The organism is Mesorhizobium sp. A623 (assembly GCF_054489405.1).
On the sequence record NZ_JBTMXB010000004.1, the window covers coordinates 121,148 to 137,757 of the forward strand.

At 63.3% G+C, this 16,610-nt stretch carries 14 protein-coding genes; 6 read left to right on the forward strand and 8 right to left on the reverse strand.

The genetic code is table 11. The annotated features are described in order from the left end of the window. Nucleotides 1-77 precede the first annotated feature (77 nt). Nucleotides 78-1,367, reverse strand: coding sequence for a citrate synthase (gene gltA, locus ACX3P1_RS06215; protein WP_459078684.1), 1,290 nt, complete (start codon nt 1,365-1,367; stop codon nt 78-80). A 180-nt stretch (nt 1,368-1,547) separates the two neighbouring features. Next, a complete protein-coding gene (gene gltX / locus ACX3P1_RS06220; protein WP_459078685.1) occupies nt 1,548-2,972 on the reverse strand; it encodes a glutamate--tRNA ligase in 1,425 nt (474 codons plus the stop codon). Nucleotides 2,973-3,067: 95 nt separating this feature from the next. On the opposite strand from gltX, the gene ACX3P1_RS06225 reads away from it, so the two are divergent. Together ACX3P1_RS06225 and ACX3P1_RS06230 are read left to right on the forward strand one after the other, a co-directional pair. Next, nucleotides 3,068-4,546, forward strand: coding sequence for a ComEC/Rec2 family competence protein (locus ACX3P1_RS06225; protein WP_459078686.1), 1,479 nt, complete (start codon nt 3,068-3,070; stop codon nt 4,544-4,546). After that, on the forward strand, nt 4,543-5,550 hold the full coding sequence (locus ACX3P1_RS06230; RefSeq protein ID WP_459078687.1) for a ComEC/Rec2 family competence protein: 1,008 nt from the start codon (nt 4,543-4,545) through the stop codon (nt 5,548-5,550). The genes ACX3P1_RS06225 and ACX3P1_RS06230 overlap by 4 nt, the downstream gene beginning before the upstream one ends. 102 nt (nt 5,551-5,652) lie before the next feature. Here the strand turns inward: ACX3P1_RS06230 and lexA are convergent, their stop codons facing one another. From lexA to ACX3P1_RS06260, 6 genes are all read right to left on the reverse strand, one after another. Further along, nucleotides 5,653-6,399, reverse strand: coding sequence for a transcriptional repressor LexA (gene lexA / locus ACX3P1_RS06235; RefSeq protein WP_459078688.1), 747 nt, complete (start codon nt 6,397-6,399; stop codon nt 5,653-5,655). A 114-nt stretch (nt 6,400-6,513) separates the two neighbouring features. Then, on the reverse strand, nt 6,514-7,719 hold the full coding sequence (locus ACX3P1_RS06240; RefSeq protein WP_459078689.1) for a molybdopterin molybdotransferase MoeA: 1,206 nt from the start codon (nt 7,717-7,719) through the stop codon (nt 6,514-6,516). A gap of 1 nt (nt 7,720) precedes the next feature. After that, nucleotides 7,721-8,203, reverse strand: a complete 483-nt coding sequence (moaC, locus tag ACX3P1_RS06245) for a cyclic pyranopterin monophosphate synthase MoaC (RefSeq protein ID WP_459078690.1) — start codon at nt 8,201-8,203, stop codon at nt 7,721-7,723. Next, nucleotides 8,196-9,011, reverse strand: coding sequence for an indole-3-glycerol phosphate synthase TrpC (gene trpC / locus ACX3P1_RS06250; RefSeq protein ID WP_459078691.1), 816 nt, complete (start codon nt 9,009-9,011; stop codon nt 8,196-8,198). The genes moaC and trpC overlap by 8 nt, the downstream gene beginning before the upstream one ends. A gap of 4 nt (nt 9,012-9,015) precedes the next feature. Then, on the reverse strand, nt 9,016-10,026 hold the full coding sequence (trpD, locus tag ACX3P1_RS06255; RefSeq protein ID WP_459078692.1) for an anthranilate phosphoribosyltransferase: 1,011 nt from the start codon (nt 10,024-10,026) through the stop codon (nt 9,016-9,018). Further along, the gene (locus tag ACX3P1_RS06260; RefSeq protein ID WP_459078693.1) at nt 10,023-11,915 is read right to left on the reverse strand and encodes a SurA N-terminal domain-containing protein; all 1,893 of its coding nucleotides are present in this window, start codon (nt 11,913-11,915) and stop codon (nt 10,023-10,025) included. The genes trpD and ACX3P1_RS06260 overlap by 4 nt, the downstream gene beginning before the upstream one ends. Before the next feature lie 148 nt (nt 11,916-12,063). On the opposite strand from ACX3P1_RS06260, the gene tpiA reads away from it, so the two are divergent. From tpiA to ACX3P1_RS06280, 4 genes are all read left to right on the forward strand, one after another. Continuing rightward, a complete protein-coding gene (gene tpiA, locus ACX3P1_RS06265) occupies nt 12,064-12,828 on the forward strand; it encodes a triose-phosphate isomerase (RefSeq protein ID WP_459078694.1) in 765 nt (254 codons plus the stop codon). A 138-nt stretch (nt 12,829-12,966) separates the two neighbouring features. Beyond that, nucleotides 12,967-13,434 (forward strand): preprotein translocase subunit SecG, encoded by a 468-nt coding sequence (secG, locus tag ACX3P1_RS06270; RefSeq protein ID WP_459078695.1) that lies wholly within the window; start codon nt 12,967-12,969, stop codon nt 13,432-13,434. A 224-nt stretch (nt 13,435-13,658) separates the two neighbouring features. Beyond that, a complete protein-coding gene (locus ACX3P1_RS06275; RefSeq protein ID WP_459078696.1) occupies nt 13,659-14,801 on the forward strand; it encodes a L,D-transpeptidase in 1,143 nt (380 codons plus the stop codon). A 136-nt stretch (nt 14,802-14,937) separates the two neighbouring features. Continuing rightward, nucleotides 14,938-16,575, forward strand: coding sequence for a CTP synthase (locus ACX3P1_RS06280; RefSeq protein WP_459078697.1), 1,638 nt, complete (start codon nt 14,938-14,940; stop codon nt 16,573-16,575). The last annotated feature ends 35 nt before the right edge of the window (nt 16,576-16,610 follow it).

Below are 16,610 nucleotides of genomic sequence, written 5' to 3' on the forward strand. Positions count from 1 at the left end.
AGTAGGGCAGTAGGGCAGTAGGGCAGTAGGGCAGTAGGGTGTGCATTCCCTGCATACTGCCCTATTCCCCTAATCTCCTACCTCTTCGCGATCGGCACGTAGTCGCGCTCCGGCGAGCCCGTATAAAGCTGGCGCGGGCGACCGATCTTCTGGTGCGGGTCCTCGATCATTTCCTTCCACTGGGCGATCCAGCCGACGGTGCGCGCAACCGCGAACAGCACGGTGAACATGGTGGTGGGGAAGCCCAGAGCCTTCAGCGTGATGCCGGAATAGAAGTCGACGTTCGGGTAGAGCTTCTTCTCGATGAAATATTCGTCGGTCAGCGCGATCTTTTCCAGTTCCATGGCGATGTCGAGCATCGGGTCGTCCTTGATGCCGAGTTCGGTCAGGACCTCATGCGCGGTCTGCTGCATGATCTTGGCGCGCGGATCGTAGTTCTTGTAGACGCGGTGGCCAAAGCCCATCAGCCGGAACGGGTCGTTCTTGTCCTTGGCGCGATCGATGAATTCAGGGATGTGGTCGACATGGCCGATCTCGCCCAGCATGTTCAGCGCCGCCTCGTTGGCGCCGCCATGCGCCGGTCCCCACAGGCAGGCGATGCCCGCCGCGATACAGGCAAACGGATTGGCGCCCGAAGAACCGGCGAGCCGCACCGTCGAGGTCGAGGCGTTCTGCTCGTGATCGGCGTGCAGGATGAAGATGCGCTCCATGGCGCGCGCCAGCACCGGGTTGACCTTGTATTCCTCGCATGGCACCGCAAAACACATGTTCAGGAAATTGGCGGCGAAGCCGAGGTCGTTCTTCGGGTAAACGAAGGGCTGGCCGATATGGTATTTGTAGGCCATTGCCGCGATGGTCGGCATCTTGGCGATGAGGCGCATGGAGGCGACCATGCGCTGGTACGGATCGGAAATATCGGTCGAGTCGTGATAGAACGCCGACAGCGCGCCAACCACGCCGCACATCACCGCCATCGGATGCGCATCGCGGCGGAAGCCGGTGAAGAACTTGGACATCTGCTCATGCACCATGGTGTGGCGCGTGATGCGGTGGTCGAAATCGTCCTTCTGGGCCTTGGTCGGCAGTTCGCCGTACAGCAGCAGGTAGCAGACCTCCAGGAAGTCGCCATGTTCGGCAAGCTGGTCGATCGGGTAGCCGCGATGCAGCAGGATGCCGGCGTCGCCGTCGATATAGGTGATGGCCGAATCGCAGCTTGCGGTGGAGGTAAAGCCTGGATCGTAGGTGAAGGCTCCTGTCGTCGAGTACAGCGCGCCGATGTCGATGACGTCCGGCCCGACGGACCCGCTTCGCACCTTGAGTTCGTGAGTTTTGCCGCCAAATTCCAGCGTTGCAGTTTTTTCGGTCATCGCAAACTCCTAAAGTTCTGTATGCCGGCTTCCCGATCATACGTTCCTGACATCGACAGGCGGCAATTCAATTGACCTGCAACGGGTGGCCGGTGCGGCTTCCGGCATGGATAAAAACAGTAGTTAATGTTGCACCGCAATAGACCTGTTTCAATCCAAAACTATGACAGCATAGCTGCCCTAATCGATTTGATCTCCAACACGTGACAGACTTTCTTCGCGGCCGAGCACCGCAAGGACATCGAAAACCCCGGGCGAGGTGCTTTTGCCGGTAAGGGCCGCCCGCAAAGGTTGCGCCACGGCCCCGAGCTTGTGTCCTTCAGCAGTCGCGAACGTGCGAATCGCGGCTTCGGCATTGGCCGCCGACCACTCGCCGGACACGCCTTGCAGCGCGGCCAGTGCGCCGCGCAAAATGCCCTTGGCCTCTGCGGTGAGCACGGTGGCTGCTTTCTCGTCCAGCGGCAGCGGCCGCTCCGCAAACAAGAAGGCCGCGCCATCCAGCAGTTCCACCAGCGTCTTGGCGCGCTCCTTGAGGCCAGGCAGGGCTGCAAGCAACTGCGTCTTGCGGCTGGCGTCGAGACGTGCGGCAACCGCGGGGCCGCCTTCGAGATAGGGCAGGGTGGCAACGAAGATGTCGAGCAGGGCCACATCGTCCATGCGGCGCATATGCACGCCGTTGATCGCTTCCAGCTTGGCGAAATCGAAGCGGGCCGCACCCTTGTTGACGTCGGTTATGTCGAACCATTTGACCATGTCGGTCACCGACATGACCTCGTCGTCGCCATGGCTCCAGCCAAGACGCGCCAGGTAGTTAAGTAGCGCTTCCGGCAAATAGCCCATGGCGCGGTAAGCCTCGACGCCGAGCGCCCCGTGGCGCTTCGAAAGCTTGGCGCCGTCCGCCCCGTGGATCAGCGGAATATGCGCCATTTCCGGCACCTCCCAGCCCATGGCGCGGTAGATCACCGTCTGGCGCGCGGCATTGGTCAGGTGGTCGTCGCCCCGGATAATATGGGTGACGCCCATGTCGTGGTCGTCGACGACGACGGCATGCATGTAGGTCGGGTTTCCGTCCGAGCGCAGGATGATGAAATCGTCGAGATCCTTGTTGGGAAAGCGCACCTCGCCCTGCACCAGATCCCGCACCAGCGTCTCGCCGTCTGTCGGCGCCTTGATGCGGATCGCACCCGGCACGCCTTCGGGCGCTTCGGCGGGATCGCGGTCGCGCCAGCGGCCATCATAGCGCGGCGGCCGCCCCTCGGCGCGCGCCGTTTCGCGCATTTCGGTAAGTTCGGCAGGTGTTGCGTAGCAGTAATAGGCCTTGCCTTGCCGCACGAGTTCTTCGGCCACTTCGCGGTGGCGCGGCGCACGCTCGAACTGCGAAACCGGCTCGCCGTTCCATTTCAGGCCGAGCCAGCTAAGGCCGTCGAGAATGGCGGCGGTCGCCGCTTCCGTGGAGCGCTCCCGGTCGGTGTCTTCGATGCGCAGCAGCATCGTGCCGCCGACATGTTGCGAATAGAGCCAGTTGAACAGCGCCGTACGCGCGCCGCCTATGTGCAGGAAGCCGGTGGGCGAGGGGGCAAAACGGGTGACGATCTTGTCGGGCATGTCGAATTCTCGAAGGAAATGGTTTTTGCGCGCGGGGTTTCGCGCCTCGCGCGTTCATGTAGCATAGGAGGTCGAGGGCGCAAGGGGCAGACCCGATGGCTGGACTGGGCCGGGGCAGCACGCACAGCGCCGGCGCAAGTGAAAACGCCGGCGAACGGCTGCTGCTGGGCCTTGCGCCGCCGAAGGAACGCCAGTCGGTTGTCGAACCGCAAAATCTCGCTTTGCCGCACGGCACGGCCGGAAGTTTTGTCCCGACCATTCCGGCGACCATCGATCGCGGCAAAATAGGGCGTCGCCGCTTTGCCGTCGCCACCTTGCCAGGCCGGATAGCGGCTGCTTCCATTACCGAGCTTGATCGCGGCGTCGTGTTTCTACTGGTGCCGGTGTTTCTCGCCATCGGCGTGGCGCTCTATTTTTCGCTCGATGCCGAGCCCGGCTTTCTGCAACCGGTAGCGCTGGTCTGCGCGCTGGCCGGCGTGGCGTTCCTGTCGCGCGCGCGTCCGTTACCGTATCTCTGCCTGACCGCCGCCCTGCTATGCAGCCTTGGCTTCCTCGCAGCCAAGATCGAGACGTGGCGTGCCGGCACCCAGACCATGGGATCGGAAATATCGACTAGCCTGACCGGGCGGGTCGTGTCGGTCGATCAGATGGAAACCGGCCGTGTCAGGCTGACCCTCGACGTACTCTCGACGGCGAGGCCGACGCTGCGTTATGCGCCGGAGCGGGTACGGCTGTCCGCGCGTACGATTCCGCAAGGCGTTACCGCAGGTTCTGTGCTGAACGGTTATGTCCGGCTTTTGCCGCCGACCGGCCCGGTGCGGCCCGACAGCTACGACTATTCCTTCCAGAGTTATTTCGACGGTATCGGCGCGAGCGGCTTCTTCCTGAGCAATCCGAAGCGGGTTGCCTCGGCGTCGATGCCGGTATCGGCAAGGGTGGCGTCCGCGATCGAAAACGCGCGCGAAGCCATTGCCGGCCGTATTCGGCAAAGCGTCGGCGGTCCCGAAGGCGAGATCGCCGCCGCGCTGATCGTTGGCGTGCGCGCCGGCATCCCGGACGCCATCAACGAAGCCATGCGCAAGACTGGCATTTACCACATCATCTCGATTTCTGGCCTGCACATGGCGCTGGTTGCCGGCACGATCATGCTGCTGCTGCGCGGCGGGTTCGCGCTGTTTCCCGATTTCTCCTCGCGCCGGCCGGTGAAAAAATATGCCGCCGCCGCCGCGCTCTTTTCCATCGCCGCCTATCTTGCCATTTCGGGCGTCGTGGTGGCCGCCGAGCGCAGTTTCATCATGCTGGCGGTCATGCTGCTGGCCGTGCTGTTCGACCGCGCGGCGCTGACCATGCGCAATCTGGCCATTTCCGCCATTGCGGTGATCGTGGTGTCGCCGCACGAGGTCGTCGGCCCGAGCTTCCAGATGTCGTTTGCGGCAACCGCGGCCCTGGTCGGCGCCTATGCCGGCTGGTCCGATTACCGGTCGGGGCGGGCAGGCGGCAAGGTGCCCGCGCGCCGCTCTGTCGCAGGCTTCTGTCACGCAAATTCCTGGCGGGAATGGGCGGTCTCGCGATGACGTCCATCATCGCCGGAGGCGCTACGACGCTTTATGCCATGTGGCATTTCCAGCGCGTCGCGCCGCTCAGCCTGTTTGCCAATCTGGCGGTGATGCCCATCGTCTCGGTCATCGTCATGCCGTTTGCCGTGCTTGCCGCGCTGGCCATGCCGTTCGGCGCGGATGGCCCCTTCCTCTATGTCATGGGCAGGGGGCTGGCCGCGATGATCGTCATATCCGACTGGATCGCGGCGCGCTCGCCCATCGACGCGGTCGGCCTCGTTTCCGTCCAGTCGGTGCTGTTCATCACCGGCGCGCTGGTCTTTGCCACGATGGCGACCACCTGGCTACGGCTTGCCGCACTACCCCTGGCGATTGCCGGTCTGCTGGCGGTGCCCATGGTGAAGACGCCGGACGTGCTGGTGTCGGAGGACGCTCGGCTTGTCGCCGTGTCGATCGGCGGAAGCGAACTGGCGGTCAACCGACCTCGACCCAACGCGTTCACCATCGACAATTGGCGCCGCGCGCTCAATGCCGAAACCGTCATTAAGCCGGAGATGGTCAAGGTTAAAACCTCAGGGGCCAAAACCCTCGAGTTCGACCTTGCCGACAGCATGGAACTACCGCCGGGAACGCCGTTCCTGTGCGCGCAAGGCCTGTGTGTCGCCCGTCACGAGGCCGGCGCGCTGGTTGCCCATGCGCAGGACGCCAAGGCGGCCAGACCCGCCTGCGCCTTCGCGAGCGTGATCATCATCGACGACGCGACCGCCTCCGACCCATGCCGCGATCCGCTGGTCACGGTGATCACCAAGCGCCAACTGGCTCGCTCCGGCAGCGTCGAGATATTCTTCAACCGGCAATCGGCAGCAGTACCGGCGGAAATCCGTTTCGCCGTCGAAGAACACTATCGGCCCTGGCACACGCAGCGGAAGTTTTCACGCGAGGCCCGCGGCTTGCCGCCTTATAAAAAGGTGGTTCGGACAAGAACCAAAACGACCGGTGTCACCACAGCGGGCGACGATTGAGCCCAACGCGGCGGCTGTCGAGCGATCTTGCTGGATTAAGTCAGCGTTTTGAACACGACGGCCGAGTAGCATTTGCCATGCCAGTTCAGGAAGGCCGTCGACTCAGTAACGTCGGATCAACCCGACCAGTTTGCCCTGCACCTTGACCCTGTCAGGTCCGAAGATGCGCGTTTCGTAGGCGGGATTGGCGGCTTCAAGCGCGATGGACGCGCCCTTGCGGCGAAACCGCTTCAACGTGGCTTCTTCCTCATCGACGAGGGCGACGATAATTTCGCCGGGATTGGCGGTGTTGGCATTGCGGATGATGACCGTATCGCCGTCGAAGATGCCGGCCTCGATCATCGAATCGCCCTTCACCTCCAGCGCGTAGTGCTCACCGCCCATGATCATGTCCGGCGGAACCGAGATCGAATGCGTCTTGTGCTGGATGGCGTCGATCGGCACGCCGGCGGCGATGCGTCCCATGACCGGGATCGAGACATTGGCGGCGACATCGTCGTCATTGCCCGCGCTCTGCAGCCGAGAGTTCTTGCCTTGCCCGCCCGAATTGCCCTGGCCCGAACCATTCTGACCCTGGCCGCCCTGAATGACGCTGGGCGAAAATTTGCGCGCCCCGTTGAAACTGGGCGTCAGCGATTCCGGCATGCGCAAGACTTCGAGAGCACGTGCGCGGTTGGGAAGCCGCCGGATGAAGCCGCGTTCCTCCAGTGCGGTAATCAGGCGATGAATCCCCGACTTCGAGGCAAGATCGAGCGCATCCTTCATCTCGTCGAAGGAGGGCGGAACGCCGCTCTCCTTCAGCCTTTCGTTGATGAAGAGAAGCAGTTCGTGTTGCTTGCGCGTCAGCATGGCGGCCCCCGGCGGTCCGATATGGAATCGGAAAAACAAAACCAGAACAAACAGTATCTGTTCCAGTTGTGTTCCGCAACCATTTAAAGTTTAATGAATGTGTTGACGATTTGTTCAGCGTAACATCAGCACGCGGCAGGCGTCGCCGGCCTGCGCGGCAGGCGCAAAGGGTTCGCGCACGATCAGGCCGCCCGCTTCAGTCATTCTTCGCAGCATCGACGAATCCTGAACACCGAACGGCGTCGCCACCAGCGCGCCTGTATCGTCGCGCACCGCCGCGCGAACATAGTCCTGGCGCAGATCGTTGGCCGGCATGGGTGCGCCGAGAAGCGCCTCGCGCAGGTCGGGGCGGTAGGCGCGGCCGCCAAGGCGCGCAAGCAGCGGCTTGAGGAAAAGCTGAGAGCACACCAGGCTGGCGACTGGGTTGCCGGGCAGGCCGATGCAGCGGACATTGTCCAGCCGACCCGACATCAGCGGCTTGCCGGGGCGCATCGCCACCTTCCAGAAGTCCAGCACCATGCCCTCCTCGGCAAGCACGTCGTGGACGAGATCGTGGTCGCCGACGGAAGCCCCCCCCAGCGTGACGATGACATCGGCACCGGCTGCCACGGCCTGCCGCACCAGCGCGGCGATGGCCTCCCTGCGGTCCGCCGCAATGCCGAGATCGAGCGCGCGCGCGCCGACCGAATGTGCGGTTGCAGCGACCCCGTAGGCGTTGGACGAGATGATCTGGCCGGGGCCGAGCACGCTGCCCGGTGCGCGCAATTCGTCGCCGGTGGCGATGATGGCGACCAGCGGCCTCCGCACCACGCTCACGCTTGGATGATTGGCGGAGGCCGCGAGCGAAAGGGCCGCCGGATCGAGCAGGCGGCCGGCCTCCAGAAGAACGTCACCGGTAACGAAATCGAGGCCGGCGCGGCGGATGTTGCGGCCCTTGTCCGTCGGCTCCAGCACCTCGACGGTCGCGTTGCCCAGATCGTGGACGTTTTCCTGGATGACGATGGTGTCTGCGCCTTCGGGTAGCGGCGCGCCAGTGAAGATGCGCACGGCCTGGCCCGCGTTAACGCTGCCGGCAAAGCTGCGACCGGCCGGCGCCGTGCCGATCACCGACAGCCGTGCGGGCAGGGTGGCGATATCGGCGAAACGCACCGCATAGCCGTCCATGGCGGATGCGTCGAAGGGCGGCTGGGTGCGCAGCGCCACGATCGGCTCGGCCAGCACGCGGTCCATCGCCTCGAGCAGGGGGACACTTTCGCCGGCCAGCGGCTCTGCGCCGGCCAACAGGCGTTCAAGCGCTTCGGAAACCGGGATCAGCGCCATTTCACGCTTCCGCTTGATAGTGACCGGATTTGCCGCCAATCTTTTCCACCAGCCGGATGCCGGAAATCACCATGGCGCGGTCGACCGCCTTGGCCATGTCGTAGATGGTCAGGCAGGCGACGGAAGCGGCGGTCAGCGCCTCCATCTCGACGCCGGTCTTGGCGGTGACGCGGGCCAGCGCGGTAATTTTAAGGCCGGGCAAAGCATGATCCGGTTCGATGTCGACCGACACTTTGGTCAAAAGCAGCGGATGGCAGAGCGGGATTAGTTCGTGCGTCTTCTTGGCGGCCATGATGCCGGCAATGCGCGCGGTGCCGAGCACGTCGCCCTTCTTGGCGTTGCCGGCGAGGATCATCGCCAGCGTTTCGGGCAGCATGGTCACGAACCCCTCGGCAATCGCCGTGCGGGTAGTCTCGGCCTTGTCGCCGACATCGACCATATGCGCCTCGCCCTGCGCACCGAGATGGGTGAGGCGGCTAGACATGTTCCGCGGCGGTGGCCGCCCCGGTCAGCAGCAGCCGTGTCGCCTGCGCCACATCTTCCTGCCGCATCAGGCTTTCGCCAATCAGGAACGTGCCGATATGGCTCTTTTCCAGCCGCTTGCAGTCTTCGTGCGAAAAAATACCGCTCTCGCTGACCAGAAGCCGGCCCACTGGGACCATCGAGGCCAGCCGCTCGGACACGTCCAGGCTGGTTTCGAACGTGCGCAGATTGCGGTTGTTGATGCCGATCAGCCGCGATTCGAGCTTTAGCGCGCGTTCCAGTTCGGCCTCGTCATGCACCTCGATCAGCGCGTCCATGCCCAGCGCGAAGGCGGTGTCTTCCAGTTCTCGCGCCATGGCGTCATCGACGCTGGCCATGATGATGAGGATGGCATCCGCGCCCCAGGCGCGCGCCTCATAAACTTGATAGGGATCGAACAGGAAGTCCTTGCGCAAAGCGGGCAGGGCGACTGCCGCCCGCGCACCGGTCAGAAATTCCGGCGCACCCTGGAAGGACGGCCCATCAGTCAGCACGGAAAGGCAGGCAGCGCCGCCCGTCTCGTAGGCTTTCGCCAGCACCGGCGGGTCGAAATCGGCCCGGATCAGACCTTTTGAGGGGCTTGCCTTCTTGATCTCGGCAATCAGGCCGAATTTTTTGGCGCTCCGCTTGGCTTCCAGTGCCGCCAGAAAGCCGCGCGGCGCGTCAGCATCGGCGGCGCGCGCCTTAATCTCGGCCAGCGGCGTGCGGGCCTTGGCGGCGGCGATCTCGTCGCGCTTGTAGGCTTCGATCTTGCGCAGGATATCGGCCATGGCTCTATTCGTTCGATACTTTCACAAGCGCGTCGAGCATGGCAAGCGCGCGGCCGCTGTCGATCGTCTGGGCGGCGGTCTGCATGCCGTCGGCAAGCGTCGTTGCCCTTCCGGCAATGACAAGGCCGGCACCCGCGTTCATTAGCACGGTGTCGCGGAACGCGCCTGGCGCTCCGCCGAGCATGGCCCGCAGCGCCTGCGCGTTAGTAGTGGAATCACCCCCGCGCAGATCCTGCTTGTTCCAGCGTTTCAGGCCGACGGCTTCCGGGGTCAGCGTGAAATTGCGGATTTCTCCGCCGACGAGTTCCGCCACCTGCGTTTCGCCGGTCGTGGTGATCTCGTCATAGCCGTCGCCATGGACGACCCAGACATGCTCCGCGCCCAGCGTCTTCAGCGTCTCGGCAACGGGAATGACCCATTCGGGAGAAAACACGCCGACCAGCTGGCGGCTGACGCCGGCCGGGTTGGAGAGCGGCCCCAGAAGATTGAAGATGGTGCGCGTGCCAAGCTCGACGCGGGTCGGCCCGACATGCTTCATGGCCGGGTGATGCGCCGGCGCGAACATGAAGCCGATGCCGGCCTGCTTTATGCAGCGGCTGATGGCTTCCGGCGGCAGGTCGATCTTGACGCCGAGCGAAGTCAGCACGTCCGCTGTGCCGGTCAGGGAGGAACTGCCGCGATTGCCGTGCTTGGCGACCGGCGCGCCGCTGCCGGCGATGACGAAGGCGGCTCCGGTCGAAATATTGAAGCTGTGCGAACCGTCGCCACCGGTGCCGACGATGTCGATCGCATCGGCGGGCGCTTCCACGCGCAACATCTTTTCGCGCATGGTGGCGACCGCGCCGGAAATCTCTTCCACCGTTTCGCCGCGAACGCGCAGCGCCATCAGGAAGCCGCCGATCTGGCCGGGCGTGGCATCGCCCGACATGATGATGTCAAAGGCTTCGCGCGCTTCCTCGAAGGAGAGGGCGCTACCGCCGCCAACCTTGGCGATATGGGCTTTCAGCGTGTTCATCTTGCCAGTGCTTGGCTGATTGCGGTCTGGTCGATCTGGACGGGATACTGCGTCTGCAACTGGGCGACCAATTGGTCCAGCAGATCGTCCGACATGCCGGAAGCGAAGGACTTTTGCATATCCTCCGGTACGGAACTGGCGTCGGCGGCGGCCGGCTCGATTACCTGCTCGACCTTGAACACGATCTGGCCGTCCCCGGTCGGCGCTGGAATAAGGCCGATGCCGCCTTCGCCAACGCCGAAAGTGGCGGCCGCGCCCGCCTTGCCGAAATCGGCGTCGTCGGTGTCGCGCTTGACGCCGCGCTTGGTCTGTTTTTCGAGCTTCAACTCACTGGCGATCGCGTCCAGCGTCTCGCCGGTCTTCATGCGCTTTTCCACGTCCTGAGCCTTTTCGACAAGCAACCTGGTCGTTTCGGCCTGCGTCCAGTTGGCGACGACTTTCTCGCGAACTTCGTCCAGCGTGCGGTCGCGCGCCGGCGTAATCTCGTTCACCTCATAGAACACATAGCCCTGCGCATCCGTGGCCAGTGCCTGGTTTTCCGCGCCCACTTCCGCATCGAACACCGCCTTGATCAGGTCAGCCGATGCCGGCAATCCCTTGACGACGGTTGCGTCGGGCGTCTGCCCGGTGCGGTCTATCGCATCGACGGTGGCGACTTTCAGCTTCAGCTTCGACGCGGCTTCCGCCATCGAGTCGCCGGCGGCACGGGAATCCTCATAGGAATCATGGGCGTCGAGCAGGATTCGGTTGGCCTCGGCCAGCGCCAGATCCTTGCGGATTTCGTCGGAGACGTCGGCTTGCGACTTGACGATTTCGGGCTTGATCTCGGTTACGCGAAGCAGGACCGGTCCAAAACTTCCCTGCACGACCGCGCTGACCTCGTTGACGTTCAGCGAAAAGGCCGCATCCGCCACCGCCGTGTCGGCGATCTTGTCCTTGGACAAGGTGCCGAGCAGCGTGTCGGCCGGCGTCTTGCCCTCGGCCGTGATGAGCTTGTCGAAGGTGCCCCCGGCCTTGAGCGAATCAAGCGCGGCACTGGCGGCGTCGGTGGACTTGAACACCAGTTGCTCGACCGTACGCATTTCCGGGGTCGTGTAGCGCGCCTTGTTCTTCTCGTAATCTTCGTGGACCTGCGCGTCGGTCACGCCGCTCAAATCCATGATGTCTTCCGGCTCGAGCTTCACATAGGAGAATTTCCGGTATTCGGGCGCGGCATAGGTCTTCTTGTTTTCGTCGAAATAGGACGAGAGCGCGCTATCGGAGGGGGCGGCCAGCGGTTCGACCAGCGATTTCGGCAGCGTGATATAGTCCACGGTCCGGTCCTCGCCGCGATAAAGCGCTACGGCGTGAAGGAAGGTGTCCGGCGCTTTCATCCCATCCGACACAGCCTGGACGATCTGCTGGCGCACCGCCACCTTGGCGCGGTTTACCAGATAGTCTTCCGGGCGCATGCCGGCCTGGTTGAGCATGTAGTCGAAGGTGCGGCGGTCGAACTGTCCGCCCGGACCCTTGAAGGCGGGGTCTTCGCGCGTCAATTCCGCCAGGCGGTCCTTGGAAAGGCCGAGGCCGATCTTGCGCGCCTCTTCATCGAGCAGCGCGCCGGAGACGAGCTGCCCCAGCACCTGGCTGTCGATGCCGAGCGCGGTCGCCTGTTCGCGGCTGATGCGCTGGCCGAACTGCTGAGACATGGCGTTGACCTGGCCGTCATAGGCCAGCCGGTACTCGTTGACCGAAACCGACGTGCCGCCGACCGTAATCACCGATTCGTGGCCGGCAAGCCCCCCGGCCATGCGGCCGGATATGCCCCATACGGCAAAGCTGAGCACCAATATCGAGAGCAGGCCCTTCGCGACCCATGAACCTGCAGCGTCTCTTAGCGTACCAAGCATCGTCACTTCCGATTGTTGCGGAGGCGCATTTTGGCGTGCGCCACGTCTGAAACAAGGGCAATAGCGTCCTTAGGCCTAGCTGTCGATTGCTTTGTGACCTGATTTTGATAGGCAAGGGGGAAGCAAGCAGTCTGGAGAACGAAGTCCCATGACCCCTGGAATCCGCCCGCTCGTCGCCGGCAACTGGAAGATGAATGGCACCAGCGCATCGGTGAACGAGCTGAGAATGATCGGCAACGGCTTCCTTGGCGGGCTTGACGCCGAGGTGGAAGCACTCGTGTGTGTTCCGGCAACCCTGCTGGCGCACGCCGCCGAGATCCTGTCGCGCAGCCCGGTAAAGGCCGGCGGCGAAGATTGCCATACGGAAGAGCACGGAGCTTTCACCGGATGCATTTCGGCCGAGATGCTGAAGGACGCAGGCGCAAGCCATGTCATCGTCGGCCATTCGGAGCGCCGCGCCATGTTCGGCGAGGATGACGCGACCGTCTGCGCCAAGGCCGCCGCCGCATGGCGCGCCGGGCTGGTCGCCATCATCTGTATCGGCGAGACGAACGAGCAGCGCCAGCAGGGACAAGCCCTCGACGTGCTGGCGCGCCAGGTGGCCGGGTCGGTGCCGACGACCGCTACGCCGGCCAACACCATCATCGCCTATGAGCCCGTCTGGGCGATCGGGACGGGCCTGACCCCGACCGTTGCCGACGTGGCCGAGGCGCATGCCCACATTCGGGCGAAGCTGGCGGAAAAGCTTGGATCGGGCGCCGGCAAGATGCGCATTCTTTATGGCGGCTCGGTAAAACCGTCCAACGCATCCGAATTGCTCGGTGTCCACAATGTCGATGGCGCGCTCGTTGGCGGCGCCAGCCTGAAGGCCGCCGATTTTCTCGGCATTGCCGAAGCCTACAGGCGCGTTTGAGGCAGATAACGACGTTGCAAACGCCCCCGCGCCTCCCATATTCGGGCGGCGGGCTTGGAAATGCCATCAAAGCAATGTAATGACCCGCCAAATCAACGGTCGCGCCAGTGGCCGCACTAGGCATTGCCAGGATCGTTCATGGAAACCATACTGATCGTCATCCACCTCATAGTCGTGATCGCGCTTGTGGGCGTGGTGCTGCTTCAGAAGTCTGAAGGCGGCGGCCTCGACATCGGCGGCGGTTCCGGCTTCATGACGGCGCGTGGTGCGGCCAATACGCTGACACGGGCGACGGCGATCCTGGGTACCATCTTTTTCGTGACGTCGCTTTCGCTGACCCTTCTCGCCCGCTACGGCGAAAAGGCGACCGACATACTGGATCGCGTTCCGGCACCAATAACCCAGCAGAACGGCAACGGCGTGCTCGACCAGCTGCCCGGAACCACGACGCCGGCGAAGCCCGCGGATACTGCGCCGACGCCTCCTTCGGATAACGAGGCCGCTGCACCCGCGACGCAGCCGGCGCCTGCCACGTCCGCTCCGGCAACGCCCGCTCCGGCATCAAACGGCACGACGGAGCCCGCAGCGCCGCAGGTTCCAAACTAGAATCAGGCTCTTTCTGCCAACTCGATCCTGCCGCGACCTGTTGTTGTTTGAACACAGTCGCGGCAAATGCCGCGCGATCACGAAGATTCGACCCGCTGCCGGCTCATCCCCTGCTTGAGCGCTTCGCGCTTATTTGATTTAGGTAATTTGCGGCACAGTCGACGCCCTTGGGGGACGTCGGGCGCAGCCGTGGGCAACAAGCTTTGTACGATCGGATATTCGCCATGCAGCTTCGCAGCTTCATTCTTGTTGGGTTTTGTGCGGCATTTTCGATGAGTTCCGCCGCCTTTGCCGGAGCGCCGGCAAGCATTGCCGCACCGCAGGCGGTTGCAAAAACGGATGTGATCCAGGTAGCGGCCAGGAGCGACTCGGCGCAGCTGAAGATCCTCAAGAAGAAGAAAAATCCAACCGCCGCCGATCTGGCGCAGATCAAGGAACTGGAAGCGAAGATCAAGGCCGACCGGGCACAGGCCAAGGCCAAGGCGCTGCAGGCGCGCAAGCTGGCGCTGCGCGAGGCCGCCAAGGCCAGGGCAGACGCCGCGCGGCAGGCGTTTCTGGCCAAGACGGGCAAAAAGGAAGTGGCGGCGGTCGACAAGACTGCGGAGAAAGCCTCCGACAGGAAGGCTTCGAAGCTCATCAACCTGACGGCGCCTCTGGAGCCGGCGCAGGCCGATGAGAAGCCGCTTTCCGCCGAAGTGATGAACATTGCCGTGACCGGCAACAATGGCGAGCTGCGTAGCGAGCCGAAGCCCGGCCAGAAGCAGAAGCCGCAAAGCAATGGCGGCGGGCTCTTCGCGGGACTGTTTGGCGGGACGTCTTCTTCCTCGATCTCGCTTCTGCCCGAAACGCGCGCGCTTGACCGCGTGCTGGCCGAAAAGGAGGCGAAGCGGCCTTTCAAGGTGAAGCCGGAATTCGTGCCGCAGGAAGTCGAGTATCGTGGCTATGAGGCTGGCACCATCGTCATCGATACCGGCGCGCGCCGCCTGTATCTGGTCGAATCGTCTTCGACGGCGCGCCGCTATGCCATCGCGGTGGGCAAGGAAGGCCTGCAGTTCAAGGGCACGGTCGCTGTCGGTGACAAGCAGGAATGGCCGCGCTGGATCCCCACCAAAGAGATGCAGCAGCGCGAGCCGAAGCATTACGGCCAGTACAAGGATGGCATGCCCGGCGGCGGCGCGAACCCGCTCGGCTCGCGCGCCATCTATCTCTACGACGGCAAGAAGGACACGCATCTGCGCATTCACGGCACTATTGCCCCGCAGACGATCGGAACCAGTGCCTCCAATGGCTGCTTCCGCATGATGAACGATCATGTCATGGACCTCTACCGGCGCGTGAAAATGGGCACCAAGGTCGTCATCCTCTGACCTTCCGATAAAATTCAAAAAAGGGTCGGCGCAAGCCGGCCCTTTCGTTTTGCTGGGCGCCTAGAGGCGTCAATTCCGGGAAAAACCCATCGCGGCGGTTTTTTCACTGGCGGAATCAATTCGGCCGCGCTAAGCGATGGTTCCCATGGCGCGATATGTTTTCATCACCGGCGGCGTGGTTTCTTCGCTTGGCAAAGGTATAGCTTCAGCGGCTCTTGGGGCGCTTTTGCAGGCGCGCGGCTATCGCTGCCGTCTCAAGAAGCTCGATCCCTATCTCAACGTCGATCCGGGCACGATGTCGCCGTACCAGCATGGCGAGGTTTTCGTCACCGACGACGGCGCTGAGACCGATCTCGACCTTGGCCATTACGAGCGCTTTACGGGCCGCTCCGCCAACCGCCAGGACAACATCACCACCGGGCGCATCTACAAGAACATCATCGAGCGGGAGCGGCGCGGCGACTATCTCGGCGCGACGGTGCAGGTCATTCCGCACGTCACCGACGAGATCAAGAATTTCGTCCTCGACGGCAATGACGATTTCGACTTCGTGCTGTGCGAAATCGGCGGCACCGCCGGCGACATCGAGGCGATGCCCTTTCTTGAGGCGATCCGGCAGCTTGGCAACGACCTGCCGCGCAACAATGCCGTCTATGTGCACCTGACCCTGATGCCTTATATCCATGCGGCAGGCGAACTGAAGACCAAGCCGACCCAGCATTCGGTGAAGGAACTGCGCGGCATCGGCATCGCGCCCGACATCCTGCTCGTTCGCTCCGACCGTGCCATCCCCAAGGAAGAGAGGCGGAAACTTTCGCTGTTTTGCAATGTGCGCGAATCGGCGGTCATCCAGGCGCTGGATGTCGGCCACATCTACGACGTGCCGATGGCCTATCACAAGGAAGGCCTCGATTCCGAGGTGCTGGCGGCGTTCGGTATCGAGCCGGCACCCAAGCCGCGCATGGAGCCGTGGCAGGGCGTAACGCACCGTATCCACAACCCGGAGGGCGAGGTGTCCATCGCCATCGTCGGCAAGTACACCGGCTTGAAGGATGCCTACAAATCGCTGATCGAGGCGCTGGCGCATGGCGGCATCGCCAACCGCGTCAAAGTCAAGCTCGACTGGATCGAGAGCGAGGTGTTCGAGAAGGAAGATCCGGCACCCTATCTGGAAAAGGTGCACGGCATTCTGGTGCCCGGCGGTTTTGGCGAGCGCGGCTCGGAAGGCAAGATTTTGGCGGCGAAGTTCGCGCGTGAGCGCAAAGTGCCGTATTTCGGCATCTGCTTCGGCATGCAGATGGCCTGCATCGAGGCGGCGCGCTCGCTTGCCGGTATCGACAAGGCCTCTTCCAGCGAATTCGGCCCGACCAAGGAACCGATCGTCGGCCTGATGACCGAATGGCTGAAGGGCAATATGCTGGAAAAGCGCCGCGAGGCGGGCGACCTCGGCGGCACCATGCGTCTCGGCGCCTACGAGGCGCGGCTGGCTGAAAATTCCAAGATCGCCCAGATTTACGGCAGCACCGATATTTTCGAACGCCATCGCCACCGCTACGAGGTCAATATCGACTACAAGCAAAAGCTTGAGGAGTGCGGGCTGGTGTTTGCCGGCATGTCGCCGGACGGCGTGCTGCCGGAGACGGTGGAATATCCGGACCATCCGTGGTTCATCGGTGTGCAATACCACCCCGAGCTGAAGAGCCGCCCGCTCGAACCCCATCCGCTGTTCGCCAGCTTCATCGCCGCCGCCGTGGAGCAGAGCCGGCTGGTCTGACGGGTTCGCTAAGGAAATTCTTGCGCGCTAAAAAT